This is a genomic window from Streptomyces canus 299MFChir4.1 (assembly GCF_000383615.1).
Classification (GTDB): Bacteria; Actinomycetota; Actinomycetes; order Streptomycetales; family Streptomycetaceae; genus Streptomyces; species Streptomyces canus_C.
Window position 1 is genome coordinate 376,704 of sequence record NZ_KB911587.1, and the last position, 15,531, is coordinate 392,234.

16 protein-coding genes are annotated in these 15,531 nt (G+C 71.3%); 11 read left to right on the plus strand and 5 right to left on the minus strand.

Features of this window, described 5'->3' with window-relative positions; all coding sequences use genetic code 11:
- Positions 1 to 25: 25 nt before the first annotated feature.
- The 6 genes from H293_RS0117585 to dnaK all read left to right on the plus strand — a co-directional run bounded on the left by H293_RS0117585 (position 26) and on the right by dnaK (position 7,518).
- On the plus strand, positions 26 to 1,087 hold the full coding sequence (locus H293_RS0117585; protein ID WP_020119175.1) for an ATP-binding protein: 1,062 nt from the start codon (positions 26 to 28) through the stop codon (positions 1,085 to 1,087).
- 59 nt (positions 1,088 to 1,146) lie between these two features.
- On the plus strand, positions 1,147 to 2,877 hold the full coding sequence (locus tag H293_RS0117590; RefSeq protein ID WP_078612606.1) for a vWA domain-containing protein: 1,731 nt from the start codon (positions 1,147 to 1,149) through the stop codon (positions 2,875 to 2,877).
- Between the two features lie 62 nt (positions 2,878 to 2,939).
- Positions 2,940 to 3,368 (plus strand): OsmC family protein, encoded by a 429-nt coding sequence (locus H293_RS0117595; RefSeq protein WP_028807937.1) that lies wholly within the window; start codon positions 2,940 to 2,942, stop codon positions 3,366 to 3,368.
- Between the two features lie 92 nt (positions 3,369 to 3,460).
- Complete coding sequence (locus H293_RS0117600; RefSeq protein ID WP_020119178.1) at positions 3,461 to 4,804, plus strand: hypothetical protein; 1,344 nt, start codon at positions 3,461 to 3,463, stop codon at positions 4,802 to 4,804.
- 7 nt (positions 4,805 to 4,811) lie between these two features.
- Complete coding sequence (locus H293_RS0117605) at positions 4,812 to 5,564, plus strand: glycerophosphodiester phosphodiesterase family protein (RefSeq protein ID WP_020119179.1); 753 nt, start codon at positions 4,812 to 4,814, stop codon at positions 5,562 to 5,564.
- A gap of 97 nt (positions 5,565 to 5,661) precedes the next feature.
- Positions 5,662 to 7,518, plus strand: coding sequence for a molecular chaperone DnaK (dnaK, locus tag H293_RS0117610; protein WP_020119180.1), 1,857 nt, complete (start codon positions 5,662 to 5,664; stop codon positions 7,516 to 7,518).
- 24 nt (positions 7,519 to 7,542) lie between these two features.
- Here the strand turns inward: dnaK and narJ are convergent, their stop codons facing one another.
- The 3 genes from narJ to H293_RS0117625 form a co-directional block, all read right to left on the minus strand.
- The gene (gene narJ, locus H293_RS0117615; protein WP_020119181.1) at positions 7,543 to 8,007 is read right to left on the minus strand and encodes a nitrate reductase molybdenum cofactor assembly chaperone; all 465 of its coding nucleotides are present in this window, start codon (positions 8,005 to 8,007) and stop codon (positions 7,543 to 7,545) included.
- Between the two features lie 114 nt (positions 8,008 to 8,121).
- Positions 8,122 to 8,922 carry an SAM-dependent methyltransferase gene (locus H293_RS0117620; protein WP_020119182.1) on the minus strand — a complete coding sequence of 267 codons (801 nt, stop codon included), beginning with the start codon at positions 8,920 to 8,922 and terminating at the stop codon, positions 8,122 to 8,124.
- Positions 8,923 to 8,992: 70 nt separating this feature from the next.
- Entirely contained in the window at positions 8,993 to 9,856 is an 864-nt protein-coding gene (locus H293_RS0117625) for a helix-turn-helix domain-containing protein (protein ID WP_028807938.1), read from the minus strand.
- A gap of 243 nt (positions 9,857 to 10,099) precedes the next feature.
- Here H293_RS0117625 and H293_RS0117630 point away from each other — a divergent pair, with 243 nt between their 5' ends.
- Positions 10,100 to 10,525 (plus strand): hypothetical protein, encoded by a 426-nt coding sequence (locus tag H293_RS0117630; RefSeq protein WP_020119184.1) that lies wholly within the window; start codon positions 10,100 to 10,102, stop codon positions 10,523 to 10,525.
- On the opposite strand, the gene H293_RS0117635 is transcribed toward H293_RS0117630, so the two are convergent.
- Positions 10,507 to 11,331: a helix-turn-helix domain-containing protein gene (locus H293_RS0117635; RefSeq protein WP_020119185.1), complete on the minus strand. Its 825-nt coding sequence runs from the start codon at positions 11,329 to 11,331 to the stop codon at positions 10,507 to 10,509. The genes H293_RS0117630 and H293_RS0117635 overlap by 19 nt on opposite strands.
- 222 nt (positions 11,332 to 11,553) lie before the next feature.
- Here H293_RS0117635 and H293_RS0117640 point away from each other — a divergent pair, with 222 nt between their 5' ends.
- The 4 genes from H293_RS0117640 to H293_RS0117655 all read left to right on the plus strand — a co-directional run bounded on the left by H293_RS0117640 (position 11,554) and on the right by H293_RS0117655 (position 14,810).
- Positions 11,554 to 11,859 (plus strand): 4a-hydroxytetrahydrobiopterin dehydratase, encoded by a 306-nt coding sequence (locus H293_RS0117640; RefSeq protein WP_020119186.1) that lies wholly within the window; start codon positions 11,554 to 11,556, stop codon positions 11,857 to 11,859.
- A 4-nt stretch (positions 11,860 to 11,863) separates the two neighbouring features.
- Positions 11,864 to 12,607 carry a class I SAM-dependent methyltransferase gene (locus tag H293_RS0117645; protein WP_020119187.1) on the plus strand — a complete coding sequence of 248 codons (744 nt, stop codon included), beginning with the start codon at positions 11,864 to 11,866 and terminating at the stop codon, positions 12,605 to 12,607.
- A 108-nt stretch (positions 12,608 to 12,715) separates the two neighbouring features.
- Entirely contained in the window at positions 12,716 to 12,889 is a 174-nt protein-coding gene (locus H293_RS57275; RefSeq protein ID WP_020119188.1) for a WCX domain-containing protein, read from the plus strand.
- A gap of 43 nt (positions 12,890 to 12,932) precedes the next feature.
- Positions 12,933 to 14,810, plus strand: a complete 1,878-nt coding sequence (locus H293_RS0117655; RefSeq protein ID WP_020119189.1) for a rhamnogalacturonan lyase — start codon at positions 12,933 to 12,935, stop codon at positions 14,808 to 14,810.
- Positions 14,811 to 14,859: 49 nt separating this feature from the next.
- Here the strand turns inward: H293_RS0117655 and H293_RS60165 are convergent, their stop codons facing one another.
- Positions 14,860 to 15,486, minus strand: a complete 627-nt coding sequence (locus H293_RS60165; protein ID WP_259294484.1) for a hypothetical protein — start codon at positions 15,484 to 15,486, stop codon at positions 14,860 to 14,862.
- Between the last annotated feature and the right edge of the window lie 45 nt (positions 15,487 to 15,531).

Below are 15,531 nucleotides of genomic sequence, written 5' to 3' on the forward strand. Positions count from 1 at the left end.
TCGAACACCCCCTGGAGCCACCGCTTTGCAGGCTGCCGTCACCGTGTCGCCCTCCAAGATCCCCGACCTTCTCCTCGGCCTCGCCACCGTGCGGCCCGTCTTCGTCTGGGGTGCCCCCGGCATCGGCAAGTCCTCCCTCGTCAGGGAGTTCGCCGCCTCCCTGGGACTGGAGTGCGTGAGCCTGATCGGTACGCAGCTCGCCCCCGAGGACCTGATCGGGGTGCCGCAGATCCGGGACGGGCGGTCGGTGTTCTGCCCGCCGCGGTCCATCGCCCGGGACGAGCCGTACTGTCTGTTCCTGGACGAGCTGAACGCGGCCACGCCGGATGTGCAGAAGGCGTTCTACTCGCTGATCCTGGACCGCCGTATCGGGGACTACGAACTCCCCAAGGGCTCCATCGTCATCGGTGCAGGCAACCGGGCCACCGACAACGCCCTCGCCCGGCCCATCGCCTCCGCCCTCGTCAACCGCCTCACCCACGTCCATCTGGAGGCGTCCGCGCAGGACTGGCTGGTGTGGGCCGCGGAGAACGGCATCCACCCCTGGATCCTCGACCACCTCACCGACCGGCCCGACCATCTGTGGTCCAAGCCGCCGAAGACCGAGGAGCCCTTCTCCACGCCCCGCTCCTGGCACATGCTCTCCGACGCGCTGCACTCCTTCGGCCCGGACCTCGACGAGGAGACCCTGAAGGTGCTCGCGCACGGCACGCTGACGCCCCGGCACGCGACCGCGTTCTGCGGCTACGTCAAGATCGTGCGCAGCCGGTTCGGCATCGAGGCGATCATCAAGGGCGACGCCCGCTGGCCCAACCGGCTGGAGGACCGCGATCTGCTCTACTACCTCGCCGAGTCCTTCCGCGGCCGCCTGGTCAAGGAACTCCCGGTGAGCAAGGAGCACATGTCGGCGAACGGCCGGCAGACCGCTTACCGCGCCAAGTCGCTCCTGGTCCAACTCGCCGAGATCTCCGTCGAGGTGGCCCAGACCGTCATCGCCGCAGGCGACGACGGCAACCCCGTACTGCCCTCCTGGTTCCTCGTCGAGGCCGCCCGGGACATGCCCCGGCTGGTGGAGGCGCGGCGGTGAGCCGCAGCCCCGAAAAGAAAAAGAAGCGGGACCTCGCGGGCGAGGCGTTCGCCGAGGGGATGCGGCTGATGCGCGCCAACCCGGCCCTCGCGGCGGTCGAGTTCGACGTCTGCCGCCGGGAGGAGTGCCGGTTCGCACCCCGGGACGGTCTAGTCGTCGTCGATTCCGACGGCGATCTCCACGCCCACCCCGACCGGCTCGCCGAGCCCACTGCCTGGGCCTGGGCGCTCGCCCACGCCGTCCTGCACCTCGGCTTCGGACACGTCCCCGCGGTGAAGGGCGACCGCACCCAGCCCGACCGCTTCGACCTCGCCGCCCGCTGTGTCGTCGTCAACCGCTTCCTGCTCGGCTTCCGCGTCGGTCAGACCCCCGAACACCTGCCCGCCGCCTACCCCGACGGCGACGAGGAGAAGCTCGCCGCCCGCTGGCGGCGCGACGGCATCCCGGCCGTCTACGAACACTGCGGCACCGCGGGCCCCGAGCCCGACCAGCTGCTGCTCAGGTGGGCGGGCTGGTCCCAGCCGCCCGACTGGCAGCTGGCGTTCGCCACCGCACTGACCCGGACCGTGTCCGCGGCGATGGACATGGCGGGCGGCCGCCGCGACTCCCTGGACGGCGAGGCCCCCACGCTGCGCCCCTGGCAGAAGGCCCTGAGCTGGTTCGTCTCCTCCTACCCGCTGCTCGGCGGTATCGCGGCTGGCATCAAGCTGGTCGCCGACGCCGAACTCGCCCGCGCCCACGGCATCGCGATCGCCGCCGTCAACGCCGAGGCCGCCGAGATCTACATCAACCCGCTGCGCCGCTTCGACGACGAGGAATGGCGGTTCGTCCTCGCCCACGAGATGCTGCACGCCGCCCTGCGCCACGGCGACCGCTGCGGCACCCGCGACCCCTACCTCTTCAACATCGCCTGCGACTACGTCATCAACGGCTGGCTGAACGAGATGCGGATCGGCACCATGCCCGAGGGCCTGCTGCACGACCCCGAGCTCACCGGCCTGTCCTCCGAGGAGGTCTACGACCGCATCGCCGGCGACCTGCGCCGCATGCGCCGGCTGGCCACCCTCCGCGGCAAGGGCGTCGGCGACATCCTCGGCGGTCCGCTCGGCTCACCCCGCGACTACGTCGACCTCGACGAGTTCTACCGCCGGGGCCTCGCGCAGGGCCTCGACCTGCACCAGCGGCAGGAGCGCGGCTTCCTGCCCGGCGGCCTGGTCGAGGAGATCCGCGCGCTCAGTCATCCGCCGTTGCCCTGGGACGCGCAACTCGCCCGCTGGTTCGGCGAGTTCGTCCCCAGCCCGCAGCCCGTGCGGTCCTACGCCCGTCCCTCGCGCCGTCAGTCCTCCACCCCCGACATCCCGCGCGCGGGCCGGTACTTCCCGCCCGAGGAGATCGCCCGCTGCACCTTCGGCGTGGTCCTGGACACCTCCGGCTCGATGAGCCGCACCCTGCTCGGCAAGGCACTCGGCGCCATCGCCTCGTACGCCGGGGCCCGGGACGTCCCCGCCGCCCGGGTGGTGTTCTGCGACGCGGCCCCGCACGACGCCGGCTACCTGCCCGTGACCGAGATCGCCGAGCGGGTCCGGGTGCACGGCCGCGGCGGCACCGTCCTGCAGCCCGGCATCGACCTCCTGCACCGCGCCGACGACTTCCCCGCGAGCGCACCCGTGCTGGTGATCACCGACGGCTGGTGCGACGTGCTGCGGGTGCGCCGGGAGCACGCCTATCTGATCCCGCAGGGGGCCAGGCTGCCGTTCACCGCACGTGGGCCGGTCTTCCGCGTGAGCTGAGCCGTAGTGTGATCGGATGGTTCCCGTACCCCCGCCAGCGGGACCACACGAAAGGACTGACCGTGGCTACCACGCGCTCCGCACACACCGTCTGGGAAGGCAACCTCCTTGAGGGGAGCGGTGTCGTCAACTTCGACTCCTCCGGTGCCATCGAGGCACAGCCGGTCACGTGGGCCTCGCGCTCCCAGGACGCCAACGGCAAGACCAGCCCCGAGGAGCTGATCGCCGCCGCGCACTCCAGCTGCTTCTCGATGGCGCTGTCGCACGCCCTGAACGGCGCGGGCACCCCGCCCACCAAGCTCGTCACCTCGGCCGACGTCTCCTTCCAGCCGGGTGAGGGCATCACCGGCATCCACCTCACCGTCGAGGGCACCGTGCCGGGCCTCGACGAGGACGGCTTCCTCGCCGCCGCCACCGACGCCAAGGCCAACTGCCCCGTCAGCCAGGCCCTGAAGTCCGTACCGATCACACTGGACGCGAAGCTCGCCTGAACCCGAGGCGCCGGTTCGCGCAGGCCGCTCGTCCGGGGCGGTCTGCGCGCTGCCGGGCTGGAGGACGAAATCCAGGGTGTGGGAAGGACGCGATGATTTCGGGGACAACGGCCGGCGGCACGGTGGAACTCGACTCCGGGACCCGTCGATCCACCCGTGTCCTGGTGCTGTTCAGCCTCAGCGGCGAACTGGACCCGCAAAGGCCCTCGCTCGGCAGCCTCGTCGACCGGTTCGACTTCGGCCGCTTCGCGCTGCACCTGAAGTCCAGCGAGGCGGTGCTTCCCGTGCCGGTGCTCGTGGCGGACGTGGCGCCCGGGGAGCTGCGGCTGCCCCACGGCCACCACGGACTCGCCCTGGCATCGGCCGAGTTCGCCGTTCTCGCCACCCCGCGCGGTGACATCACCCTGATCCTGGACTGCGAGTTCGACGGCCGAACGGCCCCGGACGCCCTCTCCGCGTGGCTGGCAGACACCTGCTTCGACCGGGACCTGATCATGCTCGGCGACCGGCCGCTGCTCGACGTCCTGGGACAGCGGCTCGCACTCCGGGAGCCTCTCGCCTTCGGCCAGAACGTCCACCAACTCGTGTTCCCCGGCGGAGAGCTGCGCGAGGAGCTGCTCGGCGTCGACGCGGCCCGGCAGTCGCTCGTGCTGAACGAGATCGTGTACCGCGGCCGGATGGCCACCTCGCAGCCGCCCAATCTCAGGAACCACGGCACCACGCTCTCCGCGCACGGCCGCGGGGTCTCCGTCCACGCCGGCTGGGCCGAGCACGTGGAGAACGGTCTGACCCTGGTCGCCATCGGCATGGTCTCGGCGCTCGCCGTCCTCCAGCGCACGCGGCTGGCCGCCTTCGCGACGATGCGGGCGAACGAACAGGCCTCGGCGAGCTCCCCGTACGAGATCCGCTCGCTGATCTCACGGCTGTCCGCGGGCGTCAACGAGCTCCAGCTCGACCTGGCCTTCGGGGTGGAGGCGTACGTCGACAGCCTGCTGATCCCGGAGATGGTCATGGAGTCCTTCCAGTCCTCGCTGCGGGACGCGCTCGGCATCCGCGACAGCCTGGAGAACTCGGCTCGCATGGTGGAGCGGCTGACCTCGGTGATCAGTGCCCGCTCGGCGGCCCTGGACGCGGAACTCTCGGAGCGCGACGACCGCCGGGACCGTACGGTGTCCGTGCTGGTCGCGATCGCCACCCTGATCGCCCTGCCGCCGACGTTGCTGCTCGCGTTCTTCGGTGCCAACGCCACAACCGTGAACGCCCACCGCTCCATCTTCGACGCGCAGTACCTCCCGGCGTACCTCCTGGCCTGGGTTCCCTTTCTGGTGCTCGCCGTGATCGGATACGTCCGGATCATCCGCAGCGGCAGACGCTCCGGCTCCCTGCTCGCCCAGGCCGCCCCGGTCCCCGCCCAGCGCCGCGCGTCCGGAGGCTGACCGCCGTATGTCCCGACCCGCCGTCTCCGCCCACCGGGGCGGATCGGAGCGTGCCGCCGCCGCGACCTGGGAGGCCTACGAGGACGCGCTCCGGTCCGGGGCGGAGTATGTCGAGTTCGACATCCGGCGTACGGCCGACGGGGTCCTCGTCGTCCACCACGACGCCCGGGTGGGGCCGGGCGGGCCGCCGCTCGCCGGGATCCCGTATGCCGAGCTCAGCGAGCGGGCCGGTCCCGTGCCGGTCGTCGACGACGTCATGTCCCTGATCGCGGGGCGCATGGTGGGCCACCTGGACCTGAAGGAGACCGGCTACGAGCGTGAGGTGATCGACCGGGCGGTCGCCCTGCTCGGTGCGGACGGCTTCGTCGCCACCACCCTGGAGGACCGTTCCGTCGCGGCCGTCACGCGGGCTTTCCCGCAGGTGCGCACCGTGCTGTCGCTGGGGCGGGACGGCAAGGAGATCGCCCGCTCCCGGCTGGCCGGGGTCCGGCTGAGCGAGCTCCTGCCGATGCGCCGGGTGCGCGCCTGCGGCGCGAGCGGGGTGGCCGTGCACCAGCGGCTGGCCCGCGCCAACGTGCTGCGCGAGGCGTCCCGCCACGACCTTTTCACCATGGTCTGGACGGTCAACGACGACACCCTGATGCGGGCCTTCCTCGACCACCCCCGGGTGGACGTCCTGGTCACCGACCGGCCCCGGCGCGCCGTCGCGCTGCGCGGGGAACCGCACGAGGTGCCTTCGCCGGGGTACTCGTCCCACTGAGCAGGGCCACCCGCACCATTGACAAGAGCGCACTCAAGTTTTGTGCTGGAGTGCGGGAAGGCTCTCCGGTGGACATCCCTGGCGGAAGGGGACGGCGATGGGACGTGCGGTCGGGATCGATCTCGGTACCACGAACTCGGTGGTGGCCGTACTGGAGGGCGGTGAACCCACGGTCGTCGCCAACGCGGAGGGGGCCAGGACCACACCGTCGGTCGTGGCCTTCGCCAAGAACGGCGAGGTGCTGGTGGGCGAGGTCGCCAAGCGGCAGGCCGTGACCAACGTCGAGCGCACCGCGCGCTCCGTGAAACGGCACATGGGCGACGGGAGCTGGCGCTTCCCCGACGAGGGCGCCGTCGACGGCGCCCGGTACCGGGCACAGGAACTGTCGGCCCGGGTCCTGCAGAAGCTGAAGCGGGACGCCGAGTCCTATCTCGGCGAGGACGTCACCGACGCCGTGATCACGGTGCCCGCCTACTTCGACGACACCCAGCGGCAGGCCACCAAGGAGGCCGGCGAGATCGCCGGCCTCAACGTGCTCAGGATCATCAACGAGCCCACGGCGGCCGCGCTGGCGTACGGCCTCGACCGGGGCGAGGAGCAGACGGTCCTGGTCTTCGACCTCGGCGGCGGCACCTTCGACGTGTCCCTGCTGGAGATCGGCGACGGGGTCATCGAGGTCAAGGCGACCAACGGCGACACGCGTCTGGGCGGCGACGACTGGGACCACCGGATCGTGGAGCACCTGGTCAAACGCTTCAAGGGGCAGTACGGCATCGACCTCGGCAGCGACAAGATGGCGCTGCAGCGGCTGCGCGAGGGGGCCGAGAAGGCGAAGATCGAGCTGTCGTCGTCCTCCGAGACCACGATCAACCTGCCCTACATCACCGCCTCCGCCGAGGGACCCCTGCACCTCGACGAGAAGCTGACCCGCGCGCAGTTCCAGGAGCTCACCGCGGATCTGCTCGACCGCTGCAAGACGCCCTTCCACCAGGCGGTCAAGGACGCGGGCATCAAGCTCTCCGCGGTCGACCACGTGATCCTCGTCGGCGGTTCGACGCGGATGCCCGCGGTGACCGACCTGGTCAAGGAGCTCACGGGCAAGGACCCGCACAAGGGGGTCAACCCCGACGAGGTCGTGGCGGTCGGGGCGGCGCTCCAGGCGGGTGTCATCCGGGGTGACGTGAAGGACGTGCTGCTGCTCGACGTGACGCCGCTGTCCCTGGGGATCGAGACCAAGGGCGGCATCATGACGAAGCTCATCGAACGCAACACCACGATCCCCACCCGCCGTTCGGAGATCTTCACGACGGCCACCGACAACCAGCCCTCGGTGGGCATCCAGGTCTACCAGGGCGAACGCGAGATCGCCGCGTACAACAAGAAGCTCGGCGTCTTCGACCTCACGGGCCTGCCGCCGGCTCCGCGCGGTGTGCCCCAGATCGAGGTGGCGTTCGACATCGACGCGAACGGCATCATGCACGTCTCGGCGAAGGACCTCGCGACCGGGCGCGAGCAGAAGATGACGGTGACGGGCGGTTCGGCGCTCCCCAAGGACGACATCGACCGCATGATGCGGGAGGCCGAGCAGTACGCCGAGGAGGACCGGGGCCGCCGCGAGGCCGCCGAGACCCGCAACCAGGCCGAGCAACTCGTCTACCAGACCGAGAAGTTCGTCCGCGAGAACGGCGACAAGGTGGCCGAGGACACGAAGACGGAGGTCGAGTCGGCGGTCTCCGAACTGAAGCGGCTCCTGGAGGAGGACGCCGACACCAACACCCTCCGGGGCGGCGTCGAGAAGCTGGCCTCCGTCAGCCAGAAGATGGGCCAGGCGATGTACGCCCAGGCCCAGCAGCAGCCCCCGCCGAACGAACCGGGCTCCCCGCCGCAGGAGGAGGGAGTGGTCGACGCGGAGATCGTGGACGACGACAAGGACCAGAAGGGCGGGGCGGCCTGAGGCTCCCTCAGACTCGTCTCCCTCTCACAGCGTGGCGCACACGGCGTCCAGGACCGTCGCGTACGGCGTGCCGAAGTCGGTGAGCCGGGAGCGCAGGTGCTCCAGACCGTCGCGGTGCTCGGTGAGCAGGCCGAGGTCCCCGGTGCGGGCCGCGAGCTCCAGCACGGCGGGGAGGAAGTCGGGCAGCTCCTCGCCGGTGAACTCCAGACCGGCGGCCCGGTAGACCTCCTGGAAGCGGACCAGGGACATCCCGCGCCGGGTGTCCCCGTCCTGCCACCGGCTCAGATGCAGACCGCGCTGATTCCTGACGTCGAAGACCCGCACATAGTGCGCCGCCAGCTCCCGCGCGGGCGTCACCGCCGCGTGGTCGACGAAGTCCCGCAGCTGCGGGGCCGCTTCGCGCAGCAGCGGCAGCCGCGCGCGGAAGTCGTCGTCGGGATACGTCAGGCAGAGCGCGGCCGCCTGGTACAGCACTGCGTCCGAGGGCATCTGGCCTCCTCCGCGTCGTCGTGTCGGTCACGTGCGCTCCCTCTGCCGGCCCGCGGCTCGCTTCGAACCTAGGGCGGGGCGCGGGAGCGCACCCGTTCACGGCACCCGTACGGGTCAGACCTTGCGGGCGACCCCCGAGTACACCGGCACGATGCCCTCCGCCTGGGCCGCCACGTCCTCGGGCCCCGGACGCCAGCCCGACACCGGGATCACCCCGGGGCCGAGCAGCTCCAGGCCGTCGAAGAAGCGGGAGAACTCGGCGAGCGAACGGGGGAAGAAGGGGGTGCCGCTGCGGCGGAACTGCTCGGCGGCCTTCTCGATGGCCTCGGGGCTCAGATCGGGCGTGACCTGCGAGAGGATCACGAAGCTGCCCGGGGCGAGCTCGGCGACGTACCGCTGGAGCAGCCCGTACGCCTCGTCGCCCAGGTAGTGGGTCAGGGCCACCAGGGACAGCGCGACCGGCTGCGAGAAGTCCAGGGTCTCGGCGGCCGGCCGCAGGACGGTGTCCGGGTCGCGAACGTCGGCGTGGACGTAGTGCGTGGCGCCCTCGGGGGTGCTGTGCAGGAGGGCCTGCGCGTGCCTGAGGACGATCGGGTCGTTGTCCGCGTACACGACCTTCGACTCCGGGGCGACCTCCTGCGCCACCTGGTGCAGGTTGGGCTCGGTGGGGATGCCGGTGCCGATGTCCAGGAACTGGCGGATCCCGGCCTCCGCGGCCGTCCGCACCGCCCGGTGCATGAAACGGCGGTTGGCGCGCGCCCCGCGCACCACCGTGCCGTCCACGGCGAGGATCCGGCGGGCCAGTTCCTCGTCCACCGGGTAGTTGTCCTTGCCGCCCAGCCACCAGTCGTACACCCGGGCCGGGTGCGGCCTGCTGGTGTCGATGGCGGGGACGGCGGCGTCGGATCCGGTCATGCGGTGCCTTCTCCCCTGTGGTGGGATCCTGTGGTGTGTCGTGGGACCCGTGGTGTGTCGTGCCGCCCGCTCAGAAGTCCTCGCGGCGCTCCCGCAGCAGCTTCTTCGTGCGCTCGGCCGAGGCGGCCCGCGCCGACATGTGGTCCAGGACCTCCAGGTGCGTGGCGACCTCCTGGCGGGAGTCCAGATACAGCGCACCGGTCAGGTACTCGGTGAAGACCAGGTCGGGCAGCTCCGGCTCGGAGAAGCGGAACAGCGAGAAGGGCGCGTACGTCCCCGGGTGCGGGCCCTCCTCGAACTCGCACACCTGGAGCGTGACCCGGTCCCGCTCGGCGAACTCCAGGAGTTTGTCCAGCTGTTCGCGCATCACCTCGGAGCGGATGCTGACCGGGCGGCGCAGTACCGTCTCGTCCATGATCGCCCACAGATGGGGCGCGTTCGGGCGCTCCAGCAGTCGCTGCCGGGCCATGCGCAGCGACACGTGCCGCTCCACCGCCTCAGAACCCGTCTGCCCGATCGTCCCGGCCTCCATGACGGCACGCGCGTAGGCCTCGGTCTGGAGCAGTCCGGGCACGAAATGCGGCTCGTAGGAGCGGATGATCCCGGCCGCGCCCTCCAAGCTCACGTACAGGCTGAACCACTCGGGCAGCACATCGTGGAACCGCTGCCACCAGCCCGGCTTGTTGGCCTCCTCGGCCAGTTGCACGAAGGTCTCGACCTGCTCCTCGGGCACCCCGTACGTCTCCAGAAGCACCTGGACATACGGGATCTTCAGGGCGACCTCGGCCATTTCCATCCGCCGTACGGTCGCGGGGGCCACCCGCAGTACCTGTGCGGCCTCCTCGCGCTTGAGGCCGGCCGCCTCCCGCAGTTCCTGAAGCCGTCTGCCGAGCACCACCTGGCCTACGGTCGGCGCAGGTCGCCGCTCACTCACGCCACGCCTCCCCTACGCGTCGAAGCTTGCGTGCAGTGTGCCATGTTCCCGTGCCGGGCTCACCGGTCACGACCTCTTCCTTCTTGCCTCCCGCGTGATTACCTCCCGCGTAATCGACCGGGGGCCGGGCGGCCGGGATCGTGGTGGGCACGGGTTCCGGGCCGGCGCACTCCGGTCCGGGGCCCGCCGTCCGCTTCCCCGTTCCGACCTCGACGTTCCGACCTCGACGGAGGGTGATTCATCATGTCCGCGACCCAGCTCGCCGTGCTCGCCCGCACCTCGGACCCGCACACCATGCTGCGCCGCTTCCTCGCCCTGGACGCGGCGGTGACCGGTGCGAACGGTCTCGTGTACCTCCTCGGATCCGGACCGGTCGGCCGGTTCCTGGACGTCGACTCCGGGCTGCTGCTCGGACTGGGGGCCTTCCTCGTGGCGTACGGCGCCGTCGTGGGCGTCCTCGCCTCGCGCGGCCGTCCGCGGACGCTCGCCGTGCGCGCCGTGGTCGAGGCCAACCTCCTGTGGGCAGCCGTGAGTTGTGCCGCCCTCGGACTGTGGCTGTCGCCGGGCACGGCCGGTGCGGTGTGGACCGTGCTGCAGGCGATCACCGTCGCCGGGTTCGCACTGCTCCAGTACGCCGCGCTGAAGGCACGTCAGGGCAGCAGTGTGTGAAGGTACTTGGCCGTCGCCGGATCGGCCGGGAGGAACGTCTCGATGGCCAGCTCGGAGACGGTCACGTCCATGGGGGTGTTGAAGGTGGAGGTGGACGAGATGAACGACAGGGTCCGTCCCTCGTGCTCGATCCGCATCGGCAGCGCGAAGTACGGGACGGACTCCGCCTCTTCGAGGCTGTCCTCGGTCCCGGAAACCGGCATCGGGTACGCCGCCACCTCCTCGTACAGTGCCCGCAGCGACTCCGAGCGGCGCAGGGCGACCTGCCGCCGCATCTGCTCCAGCAGATGTCCGCGCCACTCCCGCAGATTGCGGATGCGCGGGGCGAGACCCTCCGGGTGCAGGGTGAGCCGCATGGTGTTGAGCGGAGGCCGGAGCAGGGACTCCGGGATGCCGTCGAGCAGCATCATGATGCCCCGGTTCGCGGCCACGACGTGGTACGCGGCGTCGAACACCAGGGCCGGGTAGGGCTCGTAGCCCTGGATGAGCCGCTCGATCCCCTCGCGCACGGCGTCCAGGGCCGGATCGTCCAGCGGGGTCTCCGGGAAGCGCGGGGCGTAACCGGCCGCCAGCAGCAGCGCGTTGCGCTCCCGCACCGGAACGTCCAGATGCTCGGCGAGCCGGAGCACCATCTCCTCGCTCGGCCGGGAGCGCCCCGTCTCGACGAAGCTGATGTGCCGGGCACTGGAGTCCGCCCGCAGGGCCAACTCCAGCTGGCTGACCCGCCGTTGCTCCCGCCAGGCGCGCAGGAGCGGACCGATGCCCTGGTCGGCGGGGGTGGCTGTGGCGGAGGGGGCAATCGTCATACGTACGACCGTAGTCGAGGAGCGGGAGGACGAGCGGGCCGTGGAAGGGCGACGAAGGCGTCCGGCAGGCCGCCGCCGAGGAGGCCGGATCGTCGCTCTCGCCGACGAATTTGCGGGCGCAGGTGTCCCCGGATGACCACCGGGAACGCTCCTGACCAGGGCCGCAGCGGCTCAGCTGTGGGACGCTGAAGACATTCCGCCCCCCTAGGAAGGAGCCAGGCCATGCCCGTCGCACCCCTGTCGCAGAAGGAGATCGAGGACCGGCTCGCGGAGCTGCCGGGCTGGTCTGTCGACGACGGCCGGCTCACCCGCTCGTACCGCCTCGGCACCCACTTCGCCGCCACGGCGATGGTCGTCCACGTCGCCCAGGTCCAGGAGGAGCTCGACCACCACTCCGACCTCACTCTCGGTTACAACACGGTGGCGCTGTCCGTGCACACGCACAGCGCGGGCGGTGCTCTCACGGAGAAGGACTTCCAGCTCGCGCAGCGGGTGGAGGCGCTCGCCGCAGGTCACGGGGCCCAGTGAGCCCGTGCTCGACTACGACAAGGAGGCCGACGCCTACGACGCCACCCGCGGCGGTGAGCCCAGGGCCGCCGCGGCCGCCGACGCCGTGCTCGGCCTGATCCCGGCGCAGACCCGGCGCCTCCTCGACGTGGGCTGCGGCACCGGGATCGTCACCCGCAGGCTCGCCGCCGCCCGGCCCGCGGCCCGGGTCACGGGCGCCGACCTGACGTACGGCATGGCCCGCACGGCCGCCGTACGGCTGCCCGGCGCGATCGTGCTCGCCGACAGCCGGGCGCTGCCGTTCCCCGACGCGGTGTTCGACGCCGTCACCAGCGTGTGGCTGCTGCACCTCCTGGACCGGCCCGAGGACGTGCGGGCCGTGGTCGCCGAGTGCGCCAGAGTCCTGAGGCCGGCCGGGGTGTACGTCACCACCGTCGACAAGGCCGCCGCCCACGACGTGGGCAGCGACGTCGACGCCGTCCTCGCCCCGCGCCCGCGCCGCCCGGCCCCGGACGTGGCACCGCTCGTCGAGTCGTACGCCGCCGCCCACCGCCTGCGTCAAGCAGGCCGGGCCCGCTTCCCGGGCCGCGGTCAGGGCCGCAGCCCCCGGCGCACCGCCGCCGACCTGCGGCGCGGCTGGTTCACCCGGCTGCCGCCCGGCGACCCGCTCACCGAACGGTTCGCCGAGCGCTTGGAGAGGCTGCCCGACCAGGAACTCCCGCGCGCCGACCCGGTGTTCAGCGTCCGGGCGTTCCGGAAGGCCGGCTGAAGCCCATGGTTCAGTTGGTCACCCAGGCCTCCCCGCCGTCGACGGAGAACGCCTGCTCCCCATGAGCCGCGTCCGCCGACATGCCGGCCCACACGAAGCGAGGCGGCCGTGCGGGGTGGCGCCGGGCGTACGGCCGCCGTTGGGCACGCCCAGGGCGAATTCCTGCGTCTGGGCGCCGACATCGAGGTGCTGGAACCCCCCGAGCTGCGCGAACGGATGGCGCGAACGATCTCCGAACTGGCCGAAAGATACGGCAACTCGGTTTCCCCGTGCGGCGACTGAGGTGGTGGAACCCGTCCGCCCCCACAGCTACGGAGGTTCACCCGTGCAGCACCCGCACCCCCACCCGCACCGCAGACGCCGAGTCCTCCGCTCGGCGCTGACCGGCGCCGCGGCCCTCGTGGCCGCCGGACTCACCGTCCTGAGCCCCGGCTCCGCCGAGGCCGCCACCGCCCGCCAGGTCGAGAAGCTCGATCGGGGCGTCGTCAGCGTGCACACCAGCAGCGGCAACCTGGTCAGCTGGCGCTGGCTCGGCACCGACCCCGACGACGTGTCCTTCAACGTCTACCGCGCCGGCACCAAGGTCAACTCGGCCCCGGTCACCGGCTCCACGAACTACTTCCACTCCGGCGCAGCCGCCGAGGCCGACTACACGGTCCGCGCGATCGTCGGCGGTGTCGAGCAGGCCGACTCGGTCCACGCGGTCCAACTCCGCACCGGCTACAAGGACGTACCCATCAGCCCACCGGCCGGCGGCACGACTCCGGACGGCGTCGCCTACACCTACGAGGCCAACGACGCGTCCGTGGCCGACCTCGACGGCGACGGGGCGCTGGACTTCGTCCTCAAGTGGCAGCCGACCAACGCCAAGGACAACTCCCAGTCCGGCTGCACCGGCAACACGATCCTGGACGGCGTCAAGCTCGACGGCTCCCGGCTGTGGCGGATCGATCTGGGCCGCAACATCCGTTCCGGCGCGCACTACACCCAGTTCCAGGCGTACGACTACGACGGCGACGGCAAGGCCGAGATCGCCATGAAGACGGCGGACGGCACGGTCGACGGCACGGGCGCGGTGATCGGCAGCCCGTCGGCCGACCACCGCAACTCCAGCGGCTACGTCCTGTCCGGCCCCGAGTACCTGACGATGTTCAACGGCCTGACCGGCAAGGCGATGCAGAGCGTCGACTACGTCCCGGCGCGCGGCACGGTGTCGTCGTGGGGCGACTCGTACGGCAACCGGGTCGACCGCTTCCTCGCGGGGACGGCGTACCTGGACGGGGCGCGTCCCTCCCTCGTCATGGCCCGCGGCTACTACACCCGTACGGTGATCGCGGCCTGGGACTGGCGAGGCGGCGCCTTCACCCGCCGCTGGACCTTCGACACCAACTCCTCGACCAACAGCGGCAAGGGCTACGACGGCCAGGGCTCGCACAGCCTGTCCGTCGGGGACGTCGACAACGACGGCAAGGACGAGATCGTCTACGGGGCCATGGCGGTCGACGACAACGGCAACGGGCTGTGGACGACGAAGACCGGGCACGGCGACGCCCAGCACCTCGGCGACCTCGACCCCTCCCACGCGGGCCTGGAGTACTTCAAGGTCTCCGAGTCGGCGTCACAGCCGGCGGAGCTGTCCATCAACCCGGCGAACGGCACGGTGAACTGGAAACTGGCCGCGTGCTGCGACAACGGTCGCGGCGTGGCCGGTGACATCTGGGCGGGCAACGACGGGGCCGAGGTCTGGTCGGCCTCCGACACCTCGATCCGCGACGAGGGCGGTGCCACCAAGGGCCGCGAGCCGTCCTCGGTGAACTTCCTGTCCTGGTGGGACGGCGACACGGTCCGGGAACTCCTCGACGGCACCCACATCGACAAGTACGGCACCTCCTCGGACACCCGCCTCCTGACCGGAGCGTCGGTCCACTCCAACAACGGCACCAAGGCGACCCCGTCGCTGTCCGGCGACATCCTCGGCGACTGGCGCGAGGAGGTCGTCTGGCCGACGTCGGACAACAAGGCGCTGCGGATCTACTCGACCCCGATCGAGACGTCGACGAAGATCACGACCCTGCTCCACGACACGATGTACCGCACGGGCCTGGCCTGGCAGAACACCGCCTACAACCAGCCCCCGCACCCGAGCTTCTTCATCGGCAACGCGATGGCGACGGCGCCTCGGCCGACGGTGTACACGCCGTGAGCGAGGGTGGGTGCGTGCACCCCGGGGGAGCACGCACCCACCTGGGCGGTCAGCTGAAGCCGCCGCTGAAATCGCTGTTGAGCTGCGCGGAACAGATGTTGTAGCCGCCCTTGGCCCGGCCCTTCTTCGTCTTCCCGTCGATGGTGACCGAGCACTGGACGTCCCCGCCGCCCATGAGCTGGGCGGTCACCTGGTAGTAGAAGGCGCCTTCGTCGACGCTCAGCGTCTTCTCCATCGGCAGCCCCTTGCCCTGGAGATTGGTGCCGTCGCTGCCGTAGGTGATGTCGACCCCCGCGGGCGCGGAGCCCCACACCTTGAACACCGCCTTGCCGCTGGGGGCCGCGTCGGCGCTGTCGGCCGTGTCCGCCTCGGTCTTCGCCTTCGCCGTGGCTGTCTTGGTGACGGTCACCGTCGGCGCGGGCTCCGCCTCGGCGCCGGCCTGCGCCGGCGCGGTGACCGTGACGGTCGGGGCGGGCTCGGCGGCGGCCTTCTTGCCGTCGTCACCGCTGCCGTTGCCGGCGGCCCCGATGCCCACGCCGAGGAGCAGGATGCCCACGGCGACGGGGATGAGCACCCGCTTGCGGGCCCAGCCCGGCCGGGGCGCGGGCGGAACGGGCGGTGGCCCGAAACCGGGCGGCGGAGGAAGAGGAGGTGGAGGCGGCTGGGTGTACGACATGGTCCCCCCTGAGGTCTTTAGTGGGGGATGAGCGTAACGGGGGGT

What these genes read in the sequence shown, in the direction of transcription:
- H293_RS60165 (WP_259294484.1), bottom strand. Translation starts at nt 15,486, where the DNA reads ATGTCGTACACCCAGCCGCCTCCACCTCCTCTTCCTCCGCCGCCCGGT.
- H293_RS0117630 (WP_020119184.1), top strand. Translation starts at nt 10,100, where the DNA reads ATGTCCGCGACCCAGCTCGCCGTGCTCGCCCGCACCTCGGACCCGCAC.
- dnaK (WP_020119180.1), top strand. Translation starts at nt 5,662, where the DNA reads ATGGGACGTGCGGTCGGGATCGATCTCGGTACCACGAACTCGGTGGTG.
- H293_RS0117620 (WP_020119182.1), bottom strand. Translation starts at nt 8,922, where the DNA reads ATGACCGGATCCGACGCCGCCGTCCCCGCCATCGACACCAGCAGGCCG.
- H293_RS0117635 (WP_020119185.1), bottom strand. Translation starts at nt 11,331, where the DNA reads ATGACGATTGCCCCCTCCGCCACAGCCACCCCCGCCGACCAGGGCATC.
- H293_RS0117600 (WP_020119178.1), top strand. Translation starts at nt 3,461, where the DNA reads ATGATTTCGGGGACAACGGCCGGCGGCACGGTGGAACTCGACTCCGGG.
- H293_RS0117605 (WP_020119179.1), top strand. Translation starts at nt 4,812, where the DNA reads ATGTCCCGACCCGCCGTCTCCGCCCACCGGGGCGGATCGGAGCGTGCC.
- H293_RS0117590 (WP_078612606.1), top strand. Translation starts at nt 1,147, where the DNA reads ATGCGGCTGATGCGCGCCAACCCGGCCCTCGCGGCGGTCGAGTTCGAC.
- H293_RS0117640 (WP_020119186.1), top strand. Translation starts at nt 11,554, where the DNA reads ATGCCCGTCGCACCCCTGTCGCAGAAGGAGATCGAGGACCGGCTCGCG.
- narJ (WP_020119181.1), bottom strand. Translation starts at nt 8,007, where the DNA reads ATGCCCTCGGACGCAGTGCTGTACCAGGCGGCCGCGCTCTGCCTGACG.